The 25,267-nt window shown below is 74.7% G+C and carries 19 protein-coding genes; 8 read left to right on the forward strand and 11 right to left on the reverse strand.

The window, feature by feature from the left end; translation table 11 throughout:
* Positions 1 to 46: 46 nt before the first annotated feature.
* On the reverse strand, positions 47 to 880 hold the full coding sequence (locus tag ACLWS4_RS16770) for a LysR family substrate-binding domain-containing protein (RefSeq protein WP_181970875.1): 834 nt from the start codon (positions 878 to 880) through the stop codon (positions 47 to 49).
* Positions 881 to 947: 67 nt separating this feature from the next.
* On the opposite strand from ACLWS4_RS16770, the gene ACLWS4_RS16775 reads away from it, so the two are divergent.
* Both ACLWS4_RS16775 and ACLWS4_RS16780 read left to right on the forward strand, forming a co-directional pair.
* The gene (locus ACLWS4_RS16775; protein ID WP_049657333.1) at positions 948 to 1,376 is read left to right on the forward strand and encodes a DUF5997 family protein; all 429 of its coding nucleotides are present in this window, start codon (positions 948 to 950) and stop codon (positions 1,374 to 1,376) included.
* A gap of 330 nt (positions 1,377 to 1,706) precedes the next feature.
* A complete protein-coding gene (locus ACLWS4_RS16780; protein WP_416874474.1) occupies positions 1,707 to 3,380 on the forward strand; it encodes a DUF885 domain-containing protein in 1,674 nt (557 codons plus the stop codon).
* Between the two features lie 22 nt (positions 3,381 to 3,402).
* Here ACLWS4_RS16780 and ACLWS4_RS16785 read toward each other — a convergent pair whose 3' ends face one another.
* From ACLWS4_RS16785 to ftsH, 3 genes are all read right to left on the reverse strand, one after another.
* Positions 3,403 to 4,173, reverse strand: coding sequence for an SDR family NAD(P)-dependent oxidoreductase (locus ACLWS4_RS16785; RefSeq protein ID WP_380780416.1), 771 nt, complete (start codon positions 4,171 to 4,173; stop codon positions 3,403 to 3,405).
* Between the two features lie 152 nt (positions 4,174 to 4,325).
* Positions 4,326 to 5,165, reverse strand: coding sequence for an ammonia-dependent NAD(+) synthetase (nadE, locus tag ACLWS4_RS16790; RefSeq protein ID WP_416874475.1), 840 nt, complete (start codon positions 5,163 to 5,165; stop codon positions 4,326 to 4,328).
* Positions 5,166 to 5,231: 66 nt separating this feature from the next.
* A complete protein-coding gene (gene ftsH / locus ACLWS4_RS16795; RefSeq protein ID WP_416874476.1) occupies positions 5,232 to 7,331 on the reverse strand; it encodes an ATP-dependent zinc metalloprotease FtsH in 2,100 nt (699 codons plus the stop codon).
* A 411-nt stretch (positions 7,332 to 7,742) separates the two neighbouring features.
* Here ftsH and ACLWS4_RS16800 point away from each other — a divergent pair, with 411 nt between their 5' ends.
* Positions 7,743 to 8,336 carry a DUF1707 SHOCT-like domain-containing protein gene (locus ACLWS4_RS16800; protein WP_416874477.1) on the forward strand — a complete coding sequence of 198 codons (594 nt, stop codon included), beginning with the start codon at positions 7,743 to 7,745 and terminating at the stop codon, positions 8,334 to 8,336.
* 102 nt (positions 8,337 to 8,438) lie between these two features.
* On the opposite strand, the gene ACLWS4_RS16805 is transcribed toward ACLWS4_RS16800, so the two are convergent.
* The 5 genes from ACLWS4_RS16805 to ACLWS4_RS16825 all read right to left on the reverse strand — a co-directional run bounded on the left by ACLWS4_RS16805 (position 8,439) and on the right by ACLWS4_RS16825 (position 16,827).
* Positions 8,439 to 8,993, reverse strand: a complete 555-nt coding sequence (locus tag ACLWS4_RS16805) for a DsbA family protein (RefSeq protein ID WP_074004671.1) — start codon at positions 8,991 to 8,993, stop codon at positions 8,439 to 8,441.
* A 301-nt stretch (positions 8,994 to 9,294) separates the two neighbouring features.
* Positions 9,295 to 10,890, reverse strand: coding sequence for an alpha/beta hydrolase (locus ACLWS4_RS16810; RefSeq protein ID WP_074004564.1), 1,596 nt, complete (start codon positions 10,888 to 10,890; stop codon positions 9,295 to 9,297).
* A gap of 636 nt (positions 10,891 to 11,526) precedes the next feature.
* Positions 11,527 to 12,252, reverse strand: coding sequence for a DUF6461 domain-containing protein (locus ACLWS4_RS16815; protein WP_375875288.1), 726 nt, complete (start codon positions 12,250 to 12,252; stop codon positions 11,527 to 11,529).
* Between the two features lie 227 nt (positions 12,253 to 12,479).
* The gene (locus ACLWS4_RS16820; protein ID WP_416874478.1) at positions 12,480 to 13,715 is read right to left on the reverse strand and encodes a glycosyltransferase; all 1,236 of its coding nucleotides are present in this window, start codon (positions 13,713 to 13,715) and stop codon (positions 12,480 to 12,482) included.
* A gap of 1,657 nt (positions 13,716 to 15,372) precedes the next feature.
* Positions 15,373 to 16,827: a purine-cytosine permease family protein gene (locus ACLWS4_RS16825; RefSeq protein WP_416874479.1), complete on the reverse strand. Its 1,455-nt coding sequence runs from the start codon at positions 16,825 to 16,827 to the stop codon at positions 15,373 to 15,375.
* A gap of 72 nt (positions 16,828 to 16,899) precedes the next feature.
* Here ACLWS4_RS16825 and ACLWS4_RS16830 point away from each other — a divergent pair, with 72 nt between their 5' ends.
* The 3 genes from ACLWS4_RS16830 to ACLWS4_RS16840 all read left to right on the forward strand — a co-directional run bounded on the left by ACLWS4_RS16830 (position 16,900) and on the right by ACLWS4_RS16840 (position 20,914).
* A complete protein-coding gene (locus ACLWS4_RS16830) occupies positions 16,900 to 17,589 on the forward strand; it encodes a TetR/AcrR family transcriptional regulator (protein WP_416874480.1) in 690 nt (229 codons plus the stop codon).
* A gap of 93 nt (positions 17,590 to 17,682) precedes the next feature.
* Positions 17,683 to 19,317: an amidohydrolase gene (locus ACLWS4_RS16835; protein WP_416874481.1), complete on the forward strand. Its 1,635-nt coding sequence runs from the start codon at positions 17,683 to 17,685 to the stop codon at positions 19,315 to 19,317.
* A 217-nt stretch (positions 19,318 to 19,534) separates the two neighbouring features.
* Positions 19,535 to 20,914 (forward strand): erythromycin esterase family protein, encoded by a 1,380-nt coding sequence (locus tag ACLWS4_RS16840; RefSeq protein ID WP_416874482.1) that lies wholly within the window; start codon positions 19,535 to 19,537, stop codon positions 20,912 to 20,914.
* A 123-nt stretch (positions 20,915 to 21,037) separates the two neighbouring features.
* Here ACLWS4_RS16840 and ACLWS4_RS16845 read toward each other — a convergent pair whose 3' ends face one another.
* A complete protein-coding gene (locus tag ACLWS4_RS16845; RefSeq protein ID WP_416874483.1) occupies positions 21,038 to 22,255 on the reverse strand; it encodes an amidohydrolase in 1,218 nt (405 codons plus the stop codon).
* Between the two features lie 214 nt (positions 22,256 to 22,469).
* On the opposite strand from ACLWS4_RS16845, the gene ACLWS4_RS16850 reads away from it, so the two are divergent.
* Together ACLWS4_RS16850 and ACLWS4_RS16855 are read left to right on the forward strand one after the other, a co-directional pair.
* The gene (locus ACLWS4_RS16850; protein WP_375875281.1) at positions 22,470 to 22,961 is read left to right on the forward strand and encodes an HPP family protein; all 492 of its coding nucleotides are present in this window, start codon (positions 22,470 to 22,472) and stop codon (positions 22,959 to 22,961) included.
* Between the two features lie 381 nt (positions 22,962 to 23,342).
* Entirely contained in the window at positions 23,343 to 24,263 is a 921-nt protein-coding gene (locus ACLWS4_RS16855) for a LysR family transcriptional regulator (protein ID WP_416874484.1), read from the forward strand.
* Positions 24,264 to 24,453: 190 nt separating this feature from the next.
* Here the strand turns inward: ACLWS4_RS16855 and ACLWS4_RS16860 are convergent, their stop codons facing one another.
* The gene (locus tag ACLWS4_RS16860) at positions 24,454 to 25,224 is read right to left on the reverse strand and encodes a GNAT family N-acetyltransferase (RefSeq protein WP_416874485.1); all 771 of its coding nucleotides are present in this window, start codon (positions 25,222 to 25,224) and stop codon (positions 24,454 to 24,456) included.
* Between the last annotated feature and the right edge of the window lie 43 nt (positions 25,225 to 25,267).

Below are 25,267 nucleotides of genomic sequence, written 5' to 3' on the forward strand. Positions count from 1 at the left end.
CCTCCCGCCTCGACTGCAAGCGAACGGGGCAGACGCTACGCCACGGTCACCGCTTGGGCCTGCCGCGCCGGGCCGCCGCGCCCCGCCCGCCGGCCTTGGCGCCCCCGGCCTTCGGCGCCCCCGCGCGCTGTCCACCGGACTTCTGCCCGCCCGCCTTCTGGCCACCCGCCTTCTGCGCGCCGCCCTTCTGCCCGCCGGACTTCTGCGGCTGCGGCTTGCCCCGGCCGGCCGCCGCCTTCTTCGGCTGCGCCTCGGGCGCCGCCTGCCCGGCCCCGCGCCCGCGCGAGCTGTTGACCGTACGGCCGCGGACGATCCCGATGAACTCCTCCACCAGGTCCGTCGTCCGCTCCTGCGGCCAGGCCAGCGCCACCTGGGACTGCGGCGCCTCCACCACCGGCCGGTAGGTGAGGTCCCGGCGGTGGTGCAGCCGGGCCAGCGACTGCGGCACCAGGAGCACGCCGACGTTCGCCGCGACCAGCTCGATCGCGTCCTCCGTGCTGTCCGGACGCGCGATGGCGGGCCGCCCGGGCAGGGTGTCGGCGGTGAAGCCGAGGGTGTCGTCGAGCGGGTGGAAGACCACCTCCTCGGCCAGGTCGTCCAGCGCGACCTCCTCGGCGGCGGCGAGCCAGTGGTCCTTGGGGAAGACCACGACGGTGGTCTCGCTGTAGAGCGGGATCGCGCTCAGCACGTCCTTGTCGACCGGCAGCCGGACCAGCCCGGCGTCCGCGCCGCCCTCGCGCAGCGTGCGCTCGCCGTCGCCGAACGGGACCGCGAGGAGGTCCAGCGGCACGTCCGGGAGCCGCTCGCTCCAGACCCGGACCCATTTGCCGGGGGTCACGCCCGGGACGTACACGAGCCGGAAGGACGGGTTCACCTGCATGTCTGTCACAAGGCAAGGCTACCGACCGTGACCGGGAGCGCCCGCGCACTCCCTTACCCTTGTCACCATGACATCGCTCAAGCAGAAGACCAGCCAGACCATGAAGCCGGCCACCGCGGCCAAGAAGCTGGGGATCTACCTCGACGCGGCGCCGACCGGCTTCCAGGAGGGCGTGGTCTCCCGCGAGGAGCTCAGCGCGCTGCAGGCCGAGCCGCCGCAGTGGCTCCAGGACCTGCGCAAGAACGGCCCGCACCCGCGCCCGGTGGTCGCCGCCAAGCTCGGCATCTCCATCTCCGGCCTGGCCCGCGGCGGCGTGACCGAGGCGCTCACCACCGAGCAGATCGAGGCGGTCAAGGCCGAGAACCCGCTCTGGCTCCAGCACGAGCGCGCCAACCAGGTGGACGTCCGCAAGGAGACCGCCCGGATCAAGGAGAAGCACGAGAAGGAGGCCGCCGCCCAGGCCGCCAAGGAGGGCAAGGCCGCCAAGGCCAGCTGACCCGTCCTCCCCCGCCCGGCACGGCGGCGCTCCGGCGCCGGTTGCCGGGCCCCCGCGCGACGACGGTGCCGGCGTCCGTTCCGACGGACGCCGGCACCGTCGTGTGCGCGGGTCCGTACGCGGGTCCGCGGGTGGGTCCGTACGCGGCTTCGCAGGTGGGTCCGTACGCGGCTTCGCAGGTGGGTCCGTGCGTGGCGGGCGCCGGCGGGAGGGGACGGAACCCCCGTCCCACCAGCGCGTATTGACCGGGCCGCCGGTCGCTCCGAATAATCGGCGGGACCGGGCACGGCGGTACGCCGCGCCGCGGTACACCGCATCGGGGGAGCGACCGTGATCGAACAGCCTCAGCACACCGGACTCGCCGCACTCGCGGAGGAGTTCTTCGACGCCGAGAACACCCACAACCCGTTCGACGCGACCCTCAGCGGGGTCGAGGGCTACGCCCACCTGGTGCCCGACCCGTCCCGCGCGGCCGCGCACCGCCACCGCGAGGCCCTGCTGGGCTTCACCGCCCGGCTGGCCGCGATCCCGCTGGACTCGCTGGCCGGCGAGGACCGGATCACCCACCGGGTGCTCGCCCGGCTGCTCGCCAACGGCATCGGCCAGATCACCCACGGGCTGGCCGAGTTCAGCGTCTCGGCGACCATCGTCGCCCCGCAGAACGAGGCCTTCACCGCGCTCGCCATGACCTCGATCGACCAGGAGGGCGCCGACGCCTACCTGGAACGCCTCGCCGCGCTGCCCGACTACTTCGACGCCGTCCTGCGCCGCACCCTGGACGCCGCCGCCGAGGGCCGCCACCCGCTGCGCAGCGGGGTCGACGCCGCCGTCGCCCAGCTGGAGACCCACCTGGCGACCGCCCCGGCCGAGGACAAGCTGCTGCGGCCGCTGGCCGGCCGCCCGGAGTCCGAGCGCGCCCTGGCGATCGTGCGCGACGCCGTCCGCCCCGCGGTGGCCCGCTTCCTGGCCGGGCTGGCCCAGCGGCTGGCCCCGGGTGCCCGGCCGGACGACAAGGCCGGGGTCTGCCACGTGCCGGGCGGCGCCGAGGGCTACGCGGACGCCGTCGCCCGCTTCACCCGGCCCGGGCTCACCCCGGAGGAGGTGCACCGGATCGGTCTGGAGGCCGTCGCGGCGCTGCGCGAGGAGTTCGCCGAGCTGGGCGGCAAGGTGCTGGGCATCACCGACCCGGCCGCCGTGCTGACCGCGCTGCGCGAGGACCGCTCGCTGCGCTTCGGCAGCGCGGCCGAGATCGTCGCCCTGGCGGACGGGGCGCTGGACCGGGCCCGCCGCGCCGCCCCGGACTGGTTCCGCCCGTACCCGATCGCCGACTGCGTGACCAGGGAGATCGACCCGATCGAGGCGGAGACCGCGCCGCTGGCCTACTACCAGCCGCCGGGCCCGGGCGGACTGCCCGGCACCCACTGGATCAACACGCTGCGCCCGGAGACCCGGTTCAGCTACGAGTACGAGGCGATCGCCTTCCACGAGAGCGTTCCCGGCCACCACCTCCAGCTCGCCGTCGCGCAGACCCTGCACCACCTGCCGCGGTTCCGGCGGAACCCGAGCGGCCAGCTGACCGCCCACGTCGAGGGCTGGGGCCTGTACACCGAGCGGCTCGCGGACGAGATGGGGCTGTACGGCTCGGAGCTGTCCCGGTTCGGGATGCTCTCGCTGGACGCGATGCGGGCGGTCCGGCTGGTGGTGGACACCGGGATGCACCACTACGGCTGGTCCCGGGAGCGGGCGAAGGCCTACATGCGGGCCAACACCGCGACCCCCGAGGCCAACGTCCGCAACGAGATCGACCGCTACATCGCCTGGCCGGGCCAGGCCACCGCCTACCTGATCGGCCGCCGGGAGATCGTGCGGCACCGCGAGCGGGCCGAGGCGGCGCTCGGCGCCCGGTTCGACGTCCGGGAGTTCCACCACCGGCTGATCGGGCACGGCAGCCTGCCGCTGGGGGTGCTGGAGGAGCTGGTGACGGACTGGATCGCGGAGCAGTAGGCCGCAGGCCCTCCGGCCGGGCTCAACGGCCCAGCACCGCACCGCCGTTGAGCCCGATCACCTGACCGGTCAGGTACCCGGCGGCCGGCGAGGCCAGGTAGGCGACCGCCTCGGCCACGTCGGCCGGGGTGCCCGCCCGGCCGACCAGGGTGTCGGCCACCTTCCGCGCGTGGAACTCCTCGCTCCAGCCCGCCCCGAAGATCTCGGTGGACTCGACGTACCCGGGCGCGAGCACGTTCACCGTGATCCCGTCCGGCCCCAACTGCCGCGCCAGGCCGAAGGCCCAGCCGTGCAGCGCGGCCTTGGCCGCGGCGTACGAGCCCGCCGAGTGCGGGCCCGCGCCGCCGCGCTGGGCCGCGGCCGAACTGATCACCACCAGCCGGCCGCCGGGCCGCCGCAGCGCGTCCTGGAGCGCGGTGGTCAGCAGCACGGCGGTGAGCAGATTGCCGTCCAGGTCCCGCCGCCAGGCGGCGGCCAGCGCGGCCAGACCGTCATCGGCGGGCGGGGTGACGATCGCGCCCGCGTTGTTCACCAGCACGTCCACCGGCCCGAGCCCGGCGATCCGGGCCGCCGCCGCCTCGACCGCCGCCGGGTCGGTCAGATCGGCCGCCACCGGCACGACGCGCCCCGGTCCTGCGGTCCGCTCGATCTCCTCCCGGGCCTGCTCCAGCACCGCCGCCCGGCGGCCGACGACCACCACCCGGTGCCCGTCCCCGACCAGCCGCGCCGCGATCGCCCGGCCGATCCCGGTCCCGCCCCCGGACACCACCGCGAGCCGCTCCACCGTCGTCACTCCGCCCCCCTCGGGCTTCGGCCCGTACGCGCCGGGCGATGTTCGGCAGCCCCCGGTCACCTGGCGGTACCGGGGGCCTGGTCGTCCACGTCATGATCAGACCGCCGAGGGCCTTCGCCCCCCGGCGCCGGCGGCACGCTCGTCCGGACCGGTCAGACCACCGGCGGGACGACCGGCAGGTTGCGCTTGTGCTCGGTGCGGCGGTAGTGGCCGAGGACGGTGCGGAAGACCTCCTCGCTGACCGGCATGCCCTCCAGGAAGTCGTCCAGGGCGTCGTAGCTGACACCGAGGGCGTCCTCGTCGGGGCGGCCGGGGGCGAGGTCCTCCAGGTCGGCGGTCGGGATCTTCTTGACCAGCTCGGCGGGCGCGCCCAGCGCCTCGGCGACCGCCCGCACCTGGCGCTTGGTGAGGCCGGACAGCGGCATCACGTCGGCCGCGCCGTCCCCGAACTTGGTGAAGAAGCCGACCGCGGCCTCGGCCGCGTGGTCGGTGCCGACGACCAGCCCGCCCTTGGCACCCGCCGCCGCGTACTGGACCACCATCCGCTGGCGGGCCTTGACGTTGCCGCCGACGAAGTCCTCGTGGCCGTGGTCGCCGTAGGTCAGGCCGGCCGCCTTCAGGGCGGCGAGCGCGCCGTCGGCGGCGGGCTTGACGTCGACGGTCAGCACCTCGTCGGCGCGGATGAAGCCGAGCGCGAGCTGGGCGTCCGCCTCGTCCGCCTGGACGCCGTACGGCAGCCGCATGGCGGTGAAGGTCACCTGGTGCCCCTCGGCCCGCAGCCGCTCGACGGCGAGCTGGCACAGGCGCCCGGCGGTGGTGGAGTCGACGCCGCCGCTGATGCCGAGCACCAGGCTGCGCGCGCCGGTGGCCCGCACCTGGCCGACCAGGAACTCCACCCGCCGCTCGGCCTCCTTCGCGGGGTCCGGCACGGGGACGACCCCGAGGGCACGGGCGATCTCCCGCTGGACGTCGGCGGGCAGGGGCTCGGTCATTCCGACTCCTCGGGACGGTGGGTACGTGACGCGATCACGAGGATACGACCACCCACGACGCGGCCGTCACGGGCGGGGGGCCTCCCCCGGTTCCGCCTGCGCGTCCGTGTCCGCCGGTGCCGCCTGCGCACCCGCCTCCGCCGCTCCTTCGGGCCCGTCCGGCTTCCGCAGCGAGACCGGCCGCTCCGGCCTCGGCGCCGGGTGCGACAGGATGTCGAGCACCACCCGGCCGTCCACCGTCTCCTGGGCGACCAGCAGCGCCGCCAGCTCGTCCAGGTGGTGCCGGTGGTCGGTGAGCAGGGCGACGGCCCGCCGCTCGGCGCCGCGCAGCAGGCGGGCCACCGCCTCGTCCACCGCGCGCTGGGTCTGCTCGGAGTACGGGCGGCGCAGCAGGTCCTCGGGGTTGTCGCCGAGGTAGTGCGGGGTGCCGCTGGAGTAGCCGACCGGGCCGAGTTCCGGGGAGAGGCCGAACTCGCGGACCATCCGGGTGGCGACCGAGGTGGCGTTGGCGAGGTCGTTCGCGGCGCCCGTGGAGCCCTCTCCGAAGACCACCAGCTCCGCCGCCCGGCCGCCGAGCTGGACGGTGATCAGGTCGACCAGGTAGGCCTCGCTGTACAAGTGCCGTTCGGCCTCGGGCAGCTGCTCGGTGGCACCGAGGGCGACGCCGGCCGGGAGGATCGTCACCTTGGCGACCGGGTCGGCGTGCTCGCACAGCGCGGCGACCAGCGCGTGTCCGGACTCGTGCACCGCGACGGCGTGCCGCTCGTCGGGCAGCAGCGCGTTGGAGGACTCCCGGCGGCCGAGCAGCACCCGGTCGCGGGCGGTGTCGAGGTCGTCGGCGGTGAGGGTGGCACGGTCGGCGCGCACGGCGTTGATGGCGGCCTCGTTGACCAGGTTGGCGAGGTCGGCGCCGGAGAAGCCGGGGGTGCCGCGGGCGAGCCGCCCGAGGTCGACGTCCGGGGCCAGGGTCTTGCCGCGGGCGTGCACGGCGAGGATGGCGGCCCGCTCGGCCTGGTTGGGCAGCGGGACGGTGACCTGCCGGTCGAAGCGGCCGGGGCGCAGCAGGGCCGGGTCGAGGGCGTCCGGGCGGTTGGTGGCGGCGATGACGACGATGCCGGTGCTCTGGTCGAAGCCGTCCATCTCGGCGAGCAACTGGTTCAGGGTCTGCTCGCGCTCGTCGTTGCCGCCGAGCCGGGTGCCGCCCGCCCGGCGGCCGCCGACGGCGTCGATCTCGTCGATGAAGATGATCGACGGCGCGCGCTTGCGGGCCTCGTCGAAGAGGTCGCGGACCCGGGAGGCGCCGACGCCGACGAACATCTCCACGAAGCCGGAGCCGGTCACCGAGAGGAAGGGCACCGAGGCCTCGCCGGCGACCGCCCGGGCGAGCAGGGTCTTGCCGGTGCCGGGCGGCCCGACCATGATCACCCCGCGCGGCCCCTTGGCCCCGGCGGCGGCGTACCGCTCCGGGCTGCGCAGGAAGTCGACCACCTCGCTGACCTCCTGCTTCACCCCCTCGTACCCCGCCACGTCGGCGAACCCGGTGTCCGGCCGCTCCGCCTCGATGATCTTGGCCCGGGACCGTCCGATGGCACTCAGACCGCCGCCCAGCGAACGGGCGGCCATCCGGCCGGACCAGAGGAAGAGCCCGCCGAAGATCAGCAGCGGCAGGAACAGCAGCAGGGAGGACCAGATCGAGCCGCCGCCGCTGCTCCGGCTGCCGGTGACGGTCACGTGGTGGTCGGAGAGCGCGCTGCTGAGCTGGGAGGTGTCCAGGGCGGTCGGGATCTGGCTGCTGAAGTGGGTGCCGTCCTTGAGCGTGCCGCTCACCGCGCCGGTGTCGCTGACGTCCACGGTCTGCACCTGGCCGGCGTCGACCCGGTTCACGAAGTCGGTGTAGCCGTAGCGGGTGCCGGGCTTGCCGGGGTTGGAGAAGAGCACCAGCAGGAGCAGCGTCACCAGTACGGCGACGGGCAGCAGCCAGCGACGCCACGAGGGCGGCGGGGGCTTGGCCGGGCCGCCGGGGCCGGGGCGCTGGTTCCGGCCCGGGCCGGGGCCCTGGCCCGGGCCCCGTGGTTGGCCCCAGCCCTGCCTCGGGCCGGGGTCGGGGCCGGAGCCCGGCGGGGTCGTGGGGTGACGGGCGACGCGCAGCCGGATTCGTGCGATCATCCACGCTCACCGCCTCTCGGGGGGCCGGACAGCCTCCGTCCCTCCATGGTCGGACTCTCCGCGCCCGGACGGGAGCCTGAAGGGGGTGGCAGCGGTCCACTCGGGGGAGAACGACCCGCTCGGCGCCACGGCCCGCGGCGCCGGATCGGACACGGGAGGCGGGCACAGCGTCGGACACGGGAGGCGGACGCGGGCAGGCCGAAGGCCGGTCCGGTACGTGGGGTCGCGCCGTCGCGAACGGTTTGCGGAAGCCTGCCGGGCGCCTCCACCGCACCCGGCGGAGCCTTCGCCCGGCCGCTCCTTCGGCTGCCCCTCCGACCGCTCCTCCGGGCCGCGCTCAAGGATCATCGGGCCGTACGGAGTTGGCGATCGAGCCGCCCGCCAGGACGATTCGCGACCTAGAGTAGCCGCATGGTCAACGAGGAACTGCCAGCGCCGCACAAGACGCCCGGGGCCGCCGTGGAACCCCGGGCCGGGGACAGCGACCGGGACGCGGTGGCCGAGCAGTTGCGGATCGCCGCCGGCGACGGCCGCATCGACCTCGGGGAACTGGAGGAGCGGCTCGACCGCACCTACGCCGCGCGGACGTACGGCGAACTCGACGTCCTGGTGGCCGACCTCGGCGGCCGGCTGGAGGCCCGGGAGGCGTCCGCGGCGGAGGAGGTCCTCACGCTCCGGCCCCGGATGAACAACATGGTGCAGAGCGGCCGCTGGTCCGTGCCCCGTCGGATCGTCGCGGAGACCAAGATCTCGCTGCTCACGGTCGACTTCACCGAGGCCGTGTGCCCCCACCGGGAGATCACGGTCGAGGCCTCGACCGGCATGGGCCACATCCGGCTGATCGTCCCGCGGGGCTGGGGCGTACGGATCGACCCGTCGAGCACCAACACCGGAAACATCGTCAACAAGGCGGCCGAGCAGGCGGAGCCGGGCGCCCCGGTGCTGACCGTGATCGGCCACCCCCGGTCGGGGCCGATCAGGATCAAGCAGCGCCGCCGGGGCTGACGGGCCGCAGTCCGGGCCCGCGGCAGTCCTCCGTGCGGGCACGCCCGATGCGGGCTCGGCGAGGGCTCAGTGCGGGCTCGGCGCGGCCTCCGCCGGGGCGGGTCAGGAAAAGTCGAGCGCGTCCGTCCGGGTCCGCTTGAGCTCGAAGAACTTCGGGTACCCGGCCAGCAGCCGCACACCGTCGAAGACCCGTACGGCGTCCTCGCCGCGCGGGATGGCGCTCAGCACCGGGCCGAAGAAGGCGACGCCGTCCACGTGGATGGTCGGCGTCCCGACCTCCTCGCCGACCGGGTCCATGCCCTCGTGGTGGCTCTTGCGCAGGGCCTCGTCGTACTCCGTGCTGTTCGCCGCCTCGGCCAGCTCCTCCGGCAGGCCCGCCGCCGCCAGCGCCTCCCGGATGACGGCGTCGTCGGCGGCCCGGTCCTGGTCGTGCAGCCGGGTGCCGAGCTCGGTGTACAGCTCGCGCAGCACCTGCGGGCCGTGCTGCTCGGCGGCGGCGATGCAGACCCGCACGGGGCCCCAGCCGGTGGTCATCAGGCGCTGGTAGCGCTCGGGCAGGTCGGTGCGGCCCTCGTTGAGGACGGACAGGCTCATCACCCGGAAGTTCAGGTCGAGTTCGCGCTGCTTCTCGACCTCCAGGATCCACCGGGAGGTTATCCAGGCGAAGGGGCAGACGGGGTCGAAGTAGAAGTCGACCTTGACGGTGTCGTCGCCGGCCCGGTGGCCGTTGCCGGGGTGCCGGTCGGGAAGCCGGGCGGCGAGCTGGTCGAGGTGGTGCTGGGCGGGCGCGGTGTTCGTCACGTCGTTGGTCACGCTGAGAAGACTAGTGACAGAGTGGCCCACTCTCCAGGGCCAATCGATAGCTGTTCCAGTGGGCCACTTTCACTCCCGGCCGTCCGTCCCCGCACGCCCTACGCGCCCGGCACGGCCCGCACGCCCCGCACACCCCGCCGACCGCTCAGCCGCAGGTCGTCCCGTCCGCCGGCACCGTCCCGTCCAACAGGTAGGCGTCCACGGTCTGCTTCAGGCACGGGTTGCCGGTGTTGTAGCCGCCGTGCCCCTCGCCCTGCAGCGTGACGGTGACGCCGACGCCCGCGCCGAGCTGCTGCGCCATCGTACGGGCGCCCTCCACCGGGGTGGCCGGATCGCCGGTGGTGCCGACCACCAGGATCGGGGCGGCCCCCGGCGCGGACACCTCCGGATGGGCGGCCTTGCCGGGGACGGGCCAACCGGTGCAGGCGGTCAGTCCCCAGGCGGTGTAGGACCCGAACACCGGGGAGGCGGCCTGGAACTGCGGCAGCTGCTGCTGCACGTCCTGGTCCGAGTAGCGCTGCCGGGCGTCCACGCAACTGATCGCCCGGTTCGCGGCGTTCAGGTTGCTGTAGTGCCCCTGCGCGTCGCGCCCGTTCAGCGCGTCGGAGAGCTGGAGCAGCGTGTCGCCGGTCCCCTGGTCCATCGCCTGGGTGAGCCCGGCGGCCAGCACGGGCCAGGTCTCCTGGCTGTACAGGGCGCCCGCGATGCCGGTGATCGCCAGGCTCTCGGTGAGCTGCCGCCCCTGGGTGGTCGGCAGCGGCGACTGCGCCAGCTTCTGCACCAGGGCGGTGACCTTCGCGGTGCCCTCGTCGCCGCCCGCGCCGGTCGGGCAGGCGGCCCCGACCTGGGCGGCGCAGGCCTTCATGAAGTCGTCGAGGGCGAGTTGGAAGCCCTGGGCCTGGCCGAGCGCGGCCTGCTGCGGGTCCTTGGTGGGGTCGACCACCGAGTCCAGCACCATCCGGCCGACCTGCTGCGGGAACAAGTGCGCGTAGACGCCGCCGAGCTGGGTGCCGTAGCTGATGCCGAAGTAGGAGAGCTTCGGGTCGCCCAGCACCTGCCGCATCAGGTCCATGTCGCGCGCGGCGCTCTCGGTGTCCACGTACGGCAGCACCGCGCCGGAGTTGTGCTCGCAGGCGGCGACGAAGCGGGCGTTGCCGTCGTCCAGGGCCTTCACCGCGTCGGGGGTGTCGGGGGTGCTGTCGGCGGCGGTGGCGGCGTCCATCGCCCGGTCGTCCAGGCACGTCACCCCGTCGCTGGCGCCGACCCCGCGCGGGTCGAAACTCACCAGGTCGTAGCGGGAGTTGAGGGAGGAGTAGGTCGCGGCCAGGGCCGGCAGGGTGGCCACGCCGGAGGCGCCGGGGCCGCCGAAGTTGAACAGCAGCGAGCCGATCCGGTGCTGCTCGTCCTTGGCCCGGCTGCGGATCAGCGCGAGACCGATCGTCGTGCCGTCCGGTTTGCCGTGGTCCAGCGGGGTCTTGAGGGTGGCGCACTGCCAGTCGGCGGCGGGCGCGGTGCCGTCGCCCTGGGCACCGGTGGGGGCGGGGCAGGCGTGCCAGTCCAGCTGTTGGGCGGCCAGTCCGGTGGCGGTGCCGGTGGCTGCCGCCGTCCCGGTGGTCGGGGAGGTCGGGGAGGTCGGCGCGGGCTCGGCGGCGGAGGAGCCGTCGCCCTGGCAGCCGGTGGCCGCGGTGAGCAGCAGGACGGTCAGGCCGAGCGCTCCGGCGCCGCGGACGACGGTGTGCATGGGGCGGGTCCACCTCTCGGTCGGCCGGGCACCCCGGCGCGCGGTCTCGGGCCTGCCGGACACCCCGGCGCACGGCGGGAGGGCTCACGGCGGGACGGCCTACGCCTGACGGGCCTGCGTGCGCGCGGCACTCGGTTCGCCGACGCACCACAGACCCTAGGGGCCGGGGACCGCCGATGCCCTGCGGAGACCCCCGGACGGGGGGCGTGCGCCGTACCGGCTGCCACCGGCCGAACGGGTGCCGGGCCGGTGGGCCGACGGGCTCCGGCTGACGGGCCGACGGGCTCGGACTGACGGGCTCGGCCCGGCCCAGCCCGGCTGCGGCGCCTCTCGGTGGCGGCGGGGCACGTCTCGCTCCGCCCCCGGGCTCTGCCGCCGTTCCTGTCTCGACCCTGCCGATCGGCAGGGTCGAGACAGGAACGGCGCAGCGGGAACCTCCCGATCGGCACATGTGCGACGGACCGGCGGCACGCAAAGATGACGGCCATCGGGGCCCTGCCGATGGGGCCCGGGAAGGAGCCTCCCGTGACCGCCCTGACTCTGTCGTCCCTGTCCCCGCTGTTCCCGTTCCCGCTGTTCCCGTTCCTGCCCTTCCTCTTCCTCTTCCTCTTCCTGCTGTTTCGCCGGCGCACCGCCTCAGTACAACGCCATGCCCGGGGTTCCCCGCACCGCGTACGCCGGCAGGCGCAGCCCGCCGAAGGCGTCCCGGGGCAGGCTCAGTCCGAAGCGCCGCTCGACGGCGCCGAGGGTGCGGCGGCGGGCGGCCCCGTCGGGCTCCCGCCCGGGGTCGCAGGAGGTCACGCCGTCGGCCTCCAGGACTCCGGCGGCGACGAGGTCCGGCACCAGCAGGTCCGGCTCCTGGCCCCAGCGCCAGCGCTCCTCACCGAGGCCGAAGCCGCACAGCACGGCACCGTCCCGGGCGTAGTCCAGCAGGGCCGGCCGCCGCTCCGGCATCGGGCGGAAGTGCACCACCTCGGCTCCGTCGCGCGCTATCTCGGTGAGCAGCTCACCGCCGGTGGAGTCGCCGTACTCGATCGCGAACGACCAGCCGGCGCACGCGCCGACCCGGATCACGCCGTCGCCGTCGTCACCGGGGCGGTAGACGTCGATGTCCAGGTCCCGGATCTCGGTGTCACTGATCGGCTCGGTCGCGGTGGCCGGGTCGGCACCCATCCGGTGGGCGAGCTCCGCGGGCGTGATCCCCCGGGCGAAGACGACGCCGCCGACCTCACCGTCCGTGCCGGGCCCACCCATTGACGACCGGCTGGTGCCCGGTCGGCCGGTGCTCGGCCGACCGATCTCCAGGAGCCACTGGATACCGTCGCCGTCCTGCCCCACTCCCCCGTGCGTGCCGTCGGTCATGCCGCCCTCCCCTCGCGCGCGGCCTGCGGTGACCGGGCGCGCCCGTGGGCACCCTAACCGACCCGGCCGACACCCGGCCGCCGGTCGCCGGATCGCCGCCCGAACCAGCCGCGCCCGGATCGCCAACCACCCCTGATCAATCGGAAGGAGACCGATCCGAAGCCGAACTCACCTGGCACCCTTCGCCGTTCACCCGGAAGAGGCGGCACACGCCCCGCCCCCGCCACTCACCGGGACGCGGCCGGTACCTTCTTGCCCACCGCCTCGAACAGCAGCTTCGCGGCCACCGTCGCCCCGTCGGTGCGGATACCGCCGGCCACGGCCTCCGCCCGTACCCGGGTCTCGGGCGCCAGGGCCGTGGCGAGCGCGGCGGAGAGCGAGTCGACGGTCGGCGTGCGGTCGAGATGGGCCGCGCCGATGCCCAACTCGGCCACCCGGCCGGCCCAGTACGGCTGGTCGGCGATCCGGGGCACGACCACCTGGGGCGCGCCCGCCATGGCCGCGGTCGTCGTGGTGCCCGCACCACCGTGGTGAACGACGGCGGCCACCCGGCGGAACAGGGCCTGCTGGTTCACCTCGCCGACGACGTGGCAGTCCTCGTGCTCGTCGACCGCGGCGAGCCCGGCCCAGCCGTGGGCCAGGAGCACCCGGCGTCCGTGCGCGCGGCCCGCTTCGACGGCCACCCTCGCGATGTCCTCCGGGGCGTGCGCGGCCATGCTGCCGAAGCCGACGTACACGGGCGGTTCACCGGCGGCCAGGAACGCCTCCAGGTCGGCCGGGAGCGGCCGGTCGTCGGGCAGGATCCACGCGCCGGTCTGCACCACGTCGAGTTCCGTCCTGCCCTCCGACGGGCACAGCGTCGGGTCCGCCGCCAGCCACGGCCGTCCGGTGAGGACGTGGTCGCGGACGTTCTCCACCGGCGGCAGGCCGATCGCCGCCCGGTGGCTGTTGAGCGCCTCCCCGTACAGCGCGTTCACCCGCTGGGCGTCCTGCTCCCAGAGCTTCCGGTAGTCGGTCTCGTCGTCCGGGGACGGCGTGCCCGGCCGCCGGCCGGGCCGGGAGTGCCGCGAGGGCAGTCCGAGGATGTGGAAGCAGGCCAACACGTAGGGCAGGCCGAGCTTCTCGGCGACGTCCCGCGCACCGGCCGGCATCAGGCCGGTCGCCAGCACCACGTCACAGCCCTCGGCCGCGGCGGTCAGCGTCTCGAACCGCACGGCGACCAGCTCACGGGCGAGCCGGAACGCGTCCTCCGCCGTCGGCGGCCTCGGGCCGGCCACCACCGACCGCACCGACGGACCGAGCGGCACCAGCGGCACCCCCGCCCGCCCCAGCACTGCCGCGAACTCCTCGTCCGGCGGCGCGCACACCCGCACCTCCGCACCGAACCCCCGCAGCGCCACCGCCAGCCCCGCCAGCGGCTCGACATCCCCGCGCGACCCCCAGGTCGTCATCAACACACGCATTTCACGACTCCCGTTTCCGCAGGTCATGGCCTTACGGCCGGGATTCTGCGCCATGCCGGGGGCCTTGCCGCAAGCCCCAGGGCACGGTATAGCTTGAAAGTGGCAAGGGGATTCACTCTCCTCGCCTTTTTCTTTGGCCGCCCGGTCCCACCCACTCCCCCGAACCGGCCACACCGGAGCAATCCCCACCCGGAACCCGCCGCCTACCACGCGCCGCTCACTCCGAACCACCACCGAGCAGCCCGCTGCGAGCCACCGCCCCCTACCGCCGTGGCCACCTACCCCCGTGGTGTCAGCTCCGGAACACCCACCGCAGTCACCGTCACGAAGCACCCACTCCGGGCCCCCGCCATCGGCCGCTTCCCCAGACCTCACACGCCCGGGCCGTCCGCACAGGGGCCACCTGCCCGGTCAGCCCATCCCAACACGCCTGTTCCAGACGGCCCCATACTCGACCCGCCCACCCAGGACCCCGCCCCCAAGACCCCGGAACTCACCCCAGCCACACACACCCAGCTCTTCCCCACTGGCGTGCCGAGGTACCCACAGCAGACCTCCTGACCAGGGCAGCCCACCCCAACACGCCTGTCCTGGACGAGCCTGCGTTCCTGGCGGCTCCTCAGCCGGGCCGCCCAGCCCCGGGCCCCGTCCCGGAGACGCCGGACCCCCGGCCGGTCGGTCGTCGCGCAAAACAGCGGCCCCGCGTACGACCCGCCGCCGCCACCGCGCCCACCAGCAGCACCTGGTCCACCCCGCCCGGCCCAGCCACAGAACCACCCACGCCCCAGCGCAGACCTCACTCGCCGCCAGCGACGAACCGACTGTCCGACCCACGACCAACCGCTCGGCCCCAGGGCCAGCCACCACGGGCAGGTCACCCACCAACCCGGCCAGCCTGGCCACCGAGCCGGCGGAAACACCACCGCACCCCCGCTCCCACCCGCCCGGCGGCGGGACAGCCGATCCATGGCCAGCAGCCCCGACTGGCGTCACCCCCGCCAACGACGCATCGGCACCGCATCCAGGACCGCCACCACCTCGCCCACCGGCAGCGCAACGTCCGCCCCGACCAGCGCGACCACAGAACCACCCACACCCCAGCGCGGACCTCACTCGCCGCCAGCGACAAGCACCGAACCGACTGCCCCCAACCGCCCGGCTCAGGGCCGACCGCAAACAGGGCAGGCCCGGCCTCCGAGCCGGCGGAATCACCACCCAGCCCGCCCCGCGGCAGCGCAGCCGGGCCACGACCAGCAGCCCCGACCGGCGTCACACCCACCAACGACGCATCAGCACGGCGTGCTGAACCACCACCGCCGTCACCATGCCCACCCGCAGCGCGAGGTCCACCCTGGCCGGTCGGCCAACCGACGCGGAAACGGCGGCCCGGCGTACAGATCCGCCACCACCACGCCTGCTGGAAGCGCGAGGTCTCCCCCGCCCGGCCCAGCCGCAGAACCGCCCACGCCCCAGCGCGAACCTCACTCGCCGCGAGCGACAGCGCCGAACCGACTGTCCGGCCCACGACCAACCGCTCGGCCCAGGGCCAGCCGACACGGGCAGGTCACCCACCAACCCGGCCAGCCCGGGCGCCCGGCCGCCCGGGCGGTGGAAGCACCCCCACCCGCCCTGCGGCGCGCACGCGGCCGGACCGGCGTCACCCCCGCCGGCGAGGCATCAGCACGGCGTACAGGACCGCCGCCACCACCATGCCGGCCGGCAGCGCGACGTCCGCCCCGGCCAGGGCGGCCAGTGGGCCGGTGTAGAGGGTGTCCACGCCGAGGGCTGCGGCTGTGACGCCGCCCGTGAGGGCGATGGCGCCGGCCGGGTTGACGCCGGCGCGGTACCAGAAGGGGCTGCCGGGGCGTTCGTCGCCGAGGGCGCGGCCGTCGTAGCGGTTGCGGCGGAGCAGTATGTCGGTGGCGTAGACGGCGGTGCTTGGGCCGAGGAGGACGACGGTCAGCTGGAGCACGTTGCTGACGGTGTCGAGGAAGTTGGAGACCAGGAGGGCGTACAGCGTGAGCGAGACGGCGACCGCGCCGTCGAGCAGCACGCTGCGGGTGCGGCGGATGCGGATGCCGACGGCTTGGAGGGCGAGGCCCGCGCTGTAGGCGGTGAGGGCGTTGACCGCGATGGTGCCGACCACCAGGGAGAGCAGGAAGACCGGGTTGAACCAGCCGGGCAGGATCTGCCGGAGGGCGGCCTGCGGGTCGGTCATGTCGACGGCGGTGGCGCCGAGCACGCCGAGGCCGCCGACCACCACGCTGGGCAGGAAGCCGCCGAGGGCGGTCCAGCCGAGGACGGCGCGCGGGGCGGTGGTCGCGGGCAGGTAGCGGGAGAAGTCCGCGCTGGTGGTGTAGGAGAGCGGGCCGGAGGCGATCAGGGTGACGCCGGCCAGGACGGCCGCCCAGAGTCGGCCGCCGGTGAGGGGTTCGGGCTGGGTCCAGCCGGGGTCGGCGTGGGTGACGATCGCGTAGCCGACCACGGCGAAGGCGGCGGTGAGGGCGAGGGTGATCGGCAGGTAGAGCCGGACGATCAGGGCGTGCCCGTAGACGCTGATGGTGAGGGTGAGTACGACGATCACGATCACGATGGCGATCTTGATCGGGGTGGTCGGCGTGATCCCCGCCTCCTCGGCGAGCGAGAAGGCGGCGACGGCGGCCGCGGCGAGGTTCAGCGCGAAGTAGCAGACGGAGATCATCCAGCCGGTGACCGCGTTGTTCACCCGGTTGCCCCGGATGCCGTACATGGCGCGGGTGATCACCTCGCTGGGCGCGCCGGCGGCCGGTCCGGAGACCGCGAGCAGGCCGGTGCCCAGCCAGAACAGGTTGCCGAGGACGACCACGGCGAAGGCCTGCCAGAGGCCGAGGCCGCTCAGGACCAGGGCGCCGCCGACCACCAGGTTGAGGTAGTTGACGCTGGCGGCCGCCCAGACGGGGAACAGTTCGCGGGCGCGACCGCGCCGCTCGGTCTCGGGGATGTGGTCGATGCCGTGGACCTCGACCCGGCCGCCCGGTTCCCGCTGGGGCGGGACGGCGGGGCGCGCCGGGTGATCCGGGTGGTCCGGGTGGTCCGGCGAGGTGTGGGGGTGGTCCGGGAGCGTGGACGTCATGCGGGGGCCCTCCGTGGGGGTGTCGTGCCCACCTGCTTGCTTATTGGTCGCACACTCAATAGCATCCGCCCCATGACGTCAAGCGTTCAGCGCAAAAGGGTTCGCAAGTCCCCCGAGGACCGCCGGGCGGAGATCGTCGGCGCCGCGGCCGAGGTCGCCCTCACCGAGGGCCTGGAGTGCATCACCCTGCGCCGGATCGCCGACCAACTGGACGTCCGCCCCGGCCTGATCAGCCACTACTTCCCCGCCGTGGAGGACCTCGTCGCCGAGGCCTTCGGCAGCGCCGCCACCGCCGAACTGGAGGCGCTGCTGCCTGCCGACCCGCGGGACGGGTCCCCGTTGCGGCACCTGGCCCGCTTCTTCGCCCGCACCACCGGCCCGTCCTACGACGACGTGAGCCGGCTCTGGCTCAACGCCCGCCACCTCAGCCGCTACCGCCCCGTCCTGCGCGACCGCGTGCTCGACCAGGAGGCGGACTGGCGCGGCCGGCTCGGCGACGTCATCGCCGCCGGGGTCGAGCAGGGCGAATTCCGCACCACCGACCCGGTGTTGACCGCCGTCCACATCCTCGTCGTGATCGACGGCCTGGCCGTCCACGCCAACACCGGCCTGCGCAAAGACCCGTACGCCGCCACCCGGCTCGCCGCCGCCACCGCCGAACGCGAACTGGGCCTGACCGACGGCGCACTGGCCTCTGCGGCCCCCGCCGACCCCACGGACCCGGCGGACGCACCCGAGACCCCCGCCCCCGAGCAGCCCTGACCACCGCCCCAGCCCCCGACCCCCTCAGCTCCCTCAACCCCCTCAAGCCCCGCAGACACCACGCCCCCACCCCGAAGCACCACTGGAGTCGAAGTGCGCACCTCCCTGGTCCTCCTCTCCGCCCGTCTGCTCGACCCCGCCTCCGGCGGCTTCCTCCCGCAGACCGCCCTCGCCGTCGTGGACGGCCGGATCGCCGCCCTCGGCGACGACCGCACCGTCCGCGAACTCGCCGACCCCGCGACCACGGTGATCGACCTCAAGGGCGCCGTGGTCACCCCCGGCCTGGTGGACGGCCACCTGCACCCGGTCACCGGCGCCGAGCTCACCCAGGGCCTGGACCTCTCCGGCTGCACCGACCTGGCCGACGTCCGCGCCGCCCTCGCCGCCGAGGCCGGACGCCTCGCCCCCGGCGCCTGGCTGCACGCCTGGGGCCTGGACCCGAACGTCTTCGGCGACCGCCCGGTGGAGTCCGCCGCCCTCGCGCCCGTCCTGGACGGCGTTCCGGCGCTGCTCCAGCTCTTCGACGCCCACTCCATGCTCGCCAGCCCGCGCGCCCTGGAGCTGGCCGGCGTGGACGGTCCGCGCCGCTTCGACCAGGCCGCCGAGGTGGTCTGCGACGCCGAGGGCCGTCCCACCGGCCTGCTGCTGGAGGACGCCGCCTGCGAGCTGGTCGAGCGCGCCGCCCCGCAGCCCACCCGCGCCGAGCGCCGCGACCGCCTGGCCGCCGCGCTGCGCGCCATGGCCGCCGCCGGCCTCACCGGCGGCCACGCGATGGACGCCAACGGCGACAGCCTCGACCTCTACACCGAGCTGGACGAGGCCGGCGAGTTGCCGCTGCGGCTGCGCGTGGCCCCCTGGTGCCAGCCCGGTGTGGACGCGGACGGGCTGCGGGCGCTGATCGGGCAGCAGGGCCGGGGCGGCCGGCTCTGGCGGGTGGACGGCGTGAAGCTGTTCATGGACGGCACGATCGACAACGGCACGGCCTGGCTGGAGCGCCCGGACTGCCACGGCGAGTCCACCCACGCCTTCTGGCCGGATCCGGCACACTACACCCGCGTCGTCCGGGAGCTGCATCAGGCCGGGGTGCCGACCGCCACCCACGCGATCGGCGACGCCGCCGTACGGCACGCCCTGGACTCGATCGGGGCGGCGGCGGACGGGGGGACGACGCACGGGGCGTCCCCCGTCCGCCACCGGATCGAGCACATCGAGACCGTTCCGGACGCGGTGGTCCGGCGCTTCGCCGAGCTGGGCGTGGTCGCCTCCATGCAGCCCACCCACTGCTGCGACTTCACCCGGGCCGACCACACCGACAACTGGTCCCGCCGCCTCGGCGAGGAGCGGGCCGACCGCGCGTGGCGCTGCCGGGACCTCTGGGAGGCGGGCGCCACGGTCGTCCTCGGTTCGGACTGGCCGATCGCCCCCTACCCGCCGCTGGGCGTCATGGCGGGCGCCCGCCACCGCCGTCCCACCCGCGACCTGAGCCAGGCCCCGCACAACCCCGGCCAGGCGCTCACCGCCCTGGAGGCCCTGCTGGCGATGACCGCCAACGCCGCCCACGCGGCCGGCGAGGAGCAGCTGGCGGGCCGGATCACCGTCGGCCACCGCGCGGACCTCACCGTGTTCGCCGCCGACCCGCTCACCACCCCGGCCACCGAACTGGCGGACCTCCCCGTCCTGTTGACCGTCCTGGACGGCCGACCGACCCACCGCTCCGCCACGCTCTGAACCCTCACCCGGTACCGGCCCCGGCACACCCCCGCGCACGGGTGTGCCGGCGCCGCCCGGGGGTTATCCCCCTGGTCGATCCGGCGGCACTCCTCAGCGCGCCGAAGCCCCCCGGTGATCGACTATTCATTGACCGGCACGTTCGCCGGCGAACCACTCGAACCACCGCGGCCGTTCCGACGGGTTGACGGTTCGACGAATTTGAGGAGCCCCCGAAGTGACCGTACGCAGCGAGAAGCACGGCAAGCCCATCGGTCGACGCGCCCTGCTGGCCGCCACGGCGGCCGTCGCGACCACCGCCCTGCTCGCCCCGGCGGCACACGCGGACCAGCCCGGCACCGACAATGTGACGAACAGTCAGATATCCACCGTGGTCCGCGAACTGAACGGTCTCGCCCATCCGTTGCGGTCCACCGAGCCCGGGGGCCGGACCACCGACCTGCGTCCGCTGGGCGCGATGATCGGCGACGCCAAGGTGGTGGGGCTCGGCGAGGCCACGCACGGCGCCCACGAGTTCTTCACCATGAAGCAGCGGGTCCTGCGCTACCTGGTCGAGGAGAAGGGCTTCACCGCCTTCGCCCTGGAGACGAGTTGGTCCTCCGGTCTGCGGATCGACGACTACGTGCAGGGCCGCACCGGCGGCGACGCCCGGCAGCTGGTCAAGGAGACGATGGGCAAGTCCCCGTGGGAGCGCCAGGAGTTCGCCGACCTGATCGACTGGATGCGCGACCACAACCGCGAACACCCGCAGCACCCGGTCCACTTCGTCGGCGACGACCTGGACTTCCCCGCCATCGGCGACCAGCTCTTCGACCGGGTGACCTCCTACGTCCGCGAGGCCGCCCCCGCGTCGCTGCCGCGCCTGGAGCAGCTGTACGCCGGGCTGCGCCCGTTCGACGACGCCATCGGCTACATCACCACGCGCCCGCTCGCCGAGCGGCGGCAGAACGCCGCCGTGGCGCAGCAGACCCTGGAGCTGGTCACCGCGGCCAGGGGCGAGGGCGGCGAGGCGTACGACTGGGCGGTGCAGAACGCCCGGAGCATCGCCCAGACCTTCACCTTCACCGCCATGAACCTCGAGGACAACAGCGAGGTGGCCGCGATGCAGAACCTCCGCGACCGCGCCATGACCGACAACACCCTCTGGTGGCAGCGCCGCACCGGCGGGAAGGTGCTGCTGTCCGCGCACAACGGCCACGTCGGGTACCAGAGCAGCGACCCCGAGCTCTACCCCAAGACCCAGGGCTCGTACCTGCGCGACGCCCTCGGCGCGGACTACCTCGCCGTCGGCTTCACCTTCGACCGCGGATCCTTCCTCACCAAGGACGACCCGTTCGCCGCCGCCTGGAAGCCGGTCACCGTTCCGCCGGCCACCGCGGACATGAACGAGTACCCCCTCGACCGGGTCCGCTACCGCGACTACTACGTCGACCTGCGCTCCGCCCCGCCGGCCACCCGGTCCTGGCTGAACACCGCCCGCCCGACCTACGACGCCGGGACGGAGTTCCGCAGCGACCCGCTGCCGCGCCTCGCGATCGGCACCGCCTACGACGCGCTGGTCCACCTCCACGAGACCAGCGCGGCCCGCACCCTCTGAGCATCGTCGCCGGAGCGCCTCTCCGTCGGCACGGGCCGCACAACGCGCGGCCGCACGGTCGACGGGGAGGCGCCCGCCGACCGCGCCGCCGACGGGGAGGCCTCGCCGGCCGCCGGACGCCCGTCAGCCCGTGAACCGCCCGTCCCGCGCCACCACCCGGCCCGCGCGGACCACCAGCTCACGCGCCGGCAGGTCGATCACCACCTGCGGCAGGCACTCGCCCGTCACCAGCATGAAGTCGGCGGGCGAGCCCGACTCCAGGGTCACGGCCGGCAGGTCCAGCAGTTCGGCGCCGCCGTCGGCCGCCAGGGCGAAGCAGTCGGCCAGCTGCTCGTCGGTGCGGGCGTCGGTGGTCCAGCCGAGCAGGTGCGCGCGGTGCAGCGGGTCGGCGTTGCCGTACGGGCTCCACGAGTCGCGCACGCCGTCCGAGCCGAGCCCGACCCGCACCCCGTGCGCCCGCAGCTCGCGGAACGGCAGCACCTGGTGGGCCGAGGGCGCCACGGTGGTGAGGCCGACGCCGGACTCGGCCAGCTCGGCGGCGAGGTCGGCGAGCTGGGCGCCCGCCAGCTCCGGGACGCAGAAGGCGTGGCTGACGACCACCCGCCCGGCCAGTCCGGCCGCCCTGGTCCGCGCGGCGATCTCGCGCAGCGGGCCGAGGCCGCGCTCGCCCCGGTCGTGCAGGTGGATGTCGAGGCGCAGTCCGTGCTGCTCGGCCAGGCCGAACAGCAGCTCCAGCTGGGCGGGCCCCTCGCCGTCCGGGCCCTCGGCCGGGACGGCGTCGAAGCCCGCCGGGTCGATGCCGCCGATGGCGTCGACCAGCCCGCTGGCCGCCGCCTCCGCGAGCAGCGCGCCCGCGCCGGGCGTCCGCCGGACCCCGTGCTGCGGGAAGGCCACCAGCTGGACGTCCAGCGCGCCGGCCAGCCGCTCGCGCGCCTCGGCGAGCCCGGTCACCCCGGCCAGCCCGTACGCGGGCGCCACGTCCACATGGGCCCGCACGGCGCGGGTGCCGCGCGTCACGGCGTGGCTCAGCAGCCGGTGGGCCCGCTCGGCGAGCGGGGTGCGCTGGTGCCGGTGGAGGTCGACGTCGCCCTGGACGTACTCGGGCAGCGAGCCGGCCGGGCGCCGGCTGTACCAGGGCTCGCCCCAGGCCGTCTTGTCCGGGTGGATATGCGCGTCCACCAGGGTGGGCAGCGCGATCCGGCCGCCGCCCTCGACCACCTCCGGCACCGCCCCGTCCGGCACCCGCTCGGCCAGCAGGCCGTCCACGGCGATCAGGTCGACGGCCCGGTCGGCACCGTACGGGCGGACGTCCCGGAAGACGGTGACGGAAGGCGTGGTCATGGGCTGCTCTCTCTCGCTCTGGTTCCGCGGCTCGCTCTGGTTCCCCGGCTCGCTCTGGTTCCCCGGCTCGCCCTGAATCCCCGGCTCGCTCTGGATCCCCGGGTGGTCCTGCCCCCTGGACGGAATGTGCCCGACAGGCAAAACGTCCTACCTTTCATTCAACAGTCTGTTTATCATCTCCGGGTCCCCGTCCCTCGTCCGGAGTAGCTCACGCATGTCCACACCACCGCCCGCCGCCACGCCCGGACGGCACCCGCTGCACGCCCTGCGGGCCACCGTCTTCGCCATCGGCGCCCTGCTCCTGCTGGTCGGGGTGGGAGTACTGCTCGACCAGCCCCTGCTGATCCCGCCCCTGGCCGCCAGCGCCGCACTGGTGCACGGCGCGCCCGGGCTGCCGATCTCGCAGCCGCGCAACCTGGTCGGCGGGCACCTGATGTCGGCCCTGATCGGCTTCGCCACCCTCGCCGTCACCGGCAGCACCACCTGGGGCGCGGCCGTCGCCGCCGGGCTCTCGCTCGGCGCGATGATGCTCACCCACCTCTCGCACTCCCCGGCCGCGGCCACCGCCGTGATCGTGGTCCTGCAGGCGCCGCACCCCGTGCCCTTCCTCCCGCTGCTCGTCCTGGCCACCGGGCTGCTGGTCGTGATCGGCCTGCTGCCCGGCCGGATCGGCGGACACCCGGTCCGCTACCCCGTGTCCTGGTGACGGCCGCGCCGTACTGACCGGCTCTCCACTCTCCCGCCGAACGCCGACGGCCGGGTCATCCGATCGGATGACCCGGCCGTCATCCGTTCCACCCGGCACGGACACCCGCTCCACCCGCGCCACGGCGAGCGCTCCCGGCACGACGCACCCCGAGCATCGGCGCGCCGCCCCTCCGTCGTACATCACCGCTCTTGTAGAGAACTGCTCTCGAACAGATGCGGGTCGACACCCGCCCGCCGCTCCCGCCACAGCGTCCGGAACGCCGGCGGGGTCAGCGGGCGGGTTGCCGCCCTGGGCCCTGGTCCGATGATCGATCCCCCGCAACACCCAAGTCAATCCGCCGATTTGCTGGGACCCCTCCAAGCGATACCTTGGGTCTCCGTGACCATTGACGACCTCCGCGTCTTCGCCGCGGTCTGCCGGGCCGGCTCGCTCAGCGCCGTCGCCCGCGAGCTGAACTGCACCCAGTCCGCCGTCAGCCAGCACGTGAAGCGGCTCGAACGGGAGGTCGGCCTCGCCCTGATCGAGCGCCACCCGCGCGGGGTCGTCCCCACCACGGCGGGCAGCCTGCTGCGCACGGCGGTCGCCACCGGCCTCGGCGGCATCGACCACGCGCTGCACCGGATCGCCGAACTCTCGCGCGGCGAGGGCGGATCCGTCCGGATCACCACCGGGGCCACCAGCATCCGGCACTTCATGTCCGCGGCCGTGGTGGACTTCCGGCGGCGCTTCCCCCGGGTCAGCCTGGAGTTCCAGACCGAGGTCTCCAGCCGCAGCTGCCTGGAGTCGCTCAACGCCGGCCGGGTCGACCTCGCCTGGATCACCCTCGGCGCCCCGGCCCGGGGCATCGACCAGCAGCCGGTGGTCGACCTGCCCTGGGTGCTCGCCGTCACGGCAGGCGACCCGCTCGCCGCCCGGGCCAGGATCTCCCCCGCCGACCTCCAGGACGCCCGGCTGATCGGACTCCCGCAGAACTCCGTCTCCCGCTCCCAGGTCGAGTCCTGGCTGGGGAAGTCGGGCATCCGGCCGGTCTTCGACACCAGCGTCGCGGACTGGGACACCGCGATCCTGCTCGCCGAACTCGGCCTCGGCCACGCCGTCGTCCCGGCCCTCCCGCAGTGGCAGGGCCCCGGCCACCCCGGCCTGCGGCTGCTCCCGCTGCCCGACCTGCCCGCCCTCACCGCCGGGTGGGCCGTCCGGGACTGGGAGAACCTCGGCCCGCTCGCCCGCGCCTTCGCCGACACCGTCGCCGCCCACTGCGGCCGCGAAGCCCCGCCGGCCGTCGATCCGGGGACGGCCTGACCCGTCGTGCCCCGCCCCCGCCCGTTACCCGGAGCTCGCCGTCCGCAGCGGGGCGAATTCCTCCGGCAGAACGTCCAGCAGGCCGCGCACGCGGTCCCCCGCCCGCACGGCGTGCGCCGCCTCGCAGCGCAACTGCCTTGGCAGCTCCGGCCGGCGGAGCAGACCGTGCCACCGCCCCGCACCCCGACCGTCACCGACCGTAGAAGGCGTGGCCGCGCCCGATCTCCTCGAAACCCCGGCGGCCGTACCACTCACGCGGCCAGTCCACCGCGTCCGCGAGCAGGAACAGCTGCGGGACACCGGCCTCGGCCGCCAGCGCCAGGCCGGTCGCCAGCAGGGTGTCGCCGTGCCCCGCACCGCGGTACCGCGAACCGGTCACCAGATCCTCCAATTGGCCCAGTCCGACGGCCGGTTCGAGATAGAGGTCGCTCCAGGCCGCGACCTCGCCGGCCGGCGTCCGAGCGGCCAGGAAGTGCACCCGCTCGGCACCGCGCAGCCGGGCGGAACGGCGGTCGGTGAGCTGCCGGGCGAGCTCCTCGTCCTCGATCCACTCCCGCTGCTGGCGCAGCACCGCCTCCCATACCTCGGCCAACTCGACGGGGAGCGCGGCTGGTTCGGGCCGCCGGCAGCCGAGCGTCGACCGGGCCAGGACCACCACGCTCTCCCGCTCCCACCCCGCCGCCGCCAGCACCGGGGCGGCCCGCTCGCCCGACTCCGGGTCCAGCACCGTGACGCGGTACCGGTGGCGGCGCCCCAACCACCGGGCGGCCAGCTCGGGCAGCACCGCCGGGTCGGTGCCCGGGCCCTCGACGATCAGCCGGTTGTGCTCCTCCGATTGACCGAACGCCGCGTCCCGAACGGCGAACACCCCGGGGAACTCCGGCAGTTCGACGGTCTCAGCCGCCTGGCGGCGGGCGAAGGCGGCGCGGAAGGCGGTCACACGGGCGAGTAGATCCGACATCCCGCCATGATCAGCCCCCAGTCGCCCGCCGACAACAACTTTC

This window comes from Kitasatospora sp. SC0581, assembly GCF_048159585.1.
In the GTDB taxonomy this organism is placed as follows: Bacteria; Actinomycetota; Actinomycetes; order Streptomycetales; family Streptomycetaceae; genus Kitasatospora.

Bases quoted from the DNA above. Each gene is read 5' to 3' on its own strand.
- ACLWS4_RS16770 (WP_181970875.1), bottom strand. From the start codon at position 880: ATGCAGGTGAACCCGTCCTTCCGGCTCGTGTACGTCCCGGGCGTGACC.
- ACLWS4_RS16775 (WP_049657333.1), top strand. From the start codon at position 948: ATGACATCGCTCAAGCAGAAGACCAGCCAGACCATGAAGCCGGCCACC.
- nadE (WP_416874475.1), bottom strand. From the start codon at position 5,165: ATGACCGAGCCCCTGCCCGCCGACGTCCAGCGGGAGATCGCCCGTGCC.
- ftsH (WP_416874476.1), bottom strand. From the start codon at position 7,331: ATGATCGCACGAATCCGGCTGCGCGTCGCCCGTCACCCCACGACCCCG.
- ACLWS4_RS16800 (WP_416874477.1), top strand. From the start codon at position 7,743: ATGGTCAACGAGGAACTGCCAGCGCCGCACAAGACGCCCGGGGCCGCC.
- ACLWS4_RS16810 (WP_074004564.1), bottom strand. From the start codon at position 10,890: ATGCACACCGTCGTCCGCGGCGCCGGAGCGCTCGGCCTGACCGTCCTG.
- ACLWS4_RS16815 (WP_375875288.1), bottom strand. From the start codon at position 12,252: ATGACCGACGGCACGCACGGGGGAGTGGGGCAGGACGGCGACGGTATC.
- ACLWS4_RS16820 (WP_416874478.1), bottom strand. From the start codon at position 13,715: ATGCGTGTGTTGATGACGACCTGGGGGTCGCGCGGGGATGTCGAGCCG.
- ACLWS4_RS16825 (WP_416874479.1), bottom strand. From the start codon at position 16,827: ATGACGTCCACGCTCCCGGACCACCCCCACACCTCGCCGGACCACCCG.
- ACLWS4_RS16830 (WP_416874480.1), top strand. From the start codon at position 16,900: ATGACGTCAAGCGTTCAGCGCAAAAGGGTTCGCAAGTCCCCCGAGGAC.
- ACLWS4_RS16845 (WP_416874483.1), bottom strand. From the start codon at position 22,255: ATGACCACGCCTTCCGTCACCGTCTTCCGGGACGTCCGCCCGTACGGT.
- ACLWS4_RS16850 (WP_375875281.1), top strand. From the start codon at position 22,470: ATGTCCACACCACCGCCCGCCGCCACGCCCGGACGGCACCCGCTGCAC.
- ACLWS4_RS16860 (WP_416874485.1), bottom strand. From the start codon at position 25,224: ATGTCGGATCTACTCGCCCGTGTGACCGCCTTCCGCGCCGCCTTCGCC.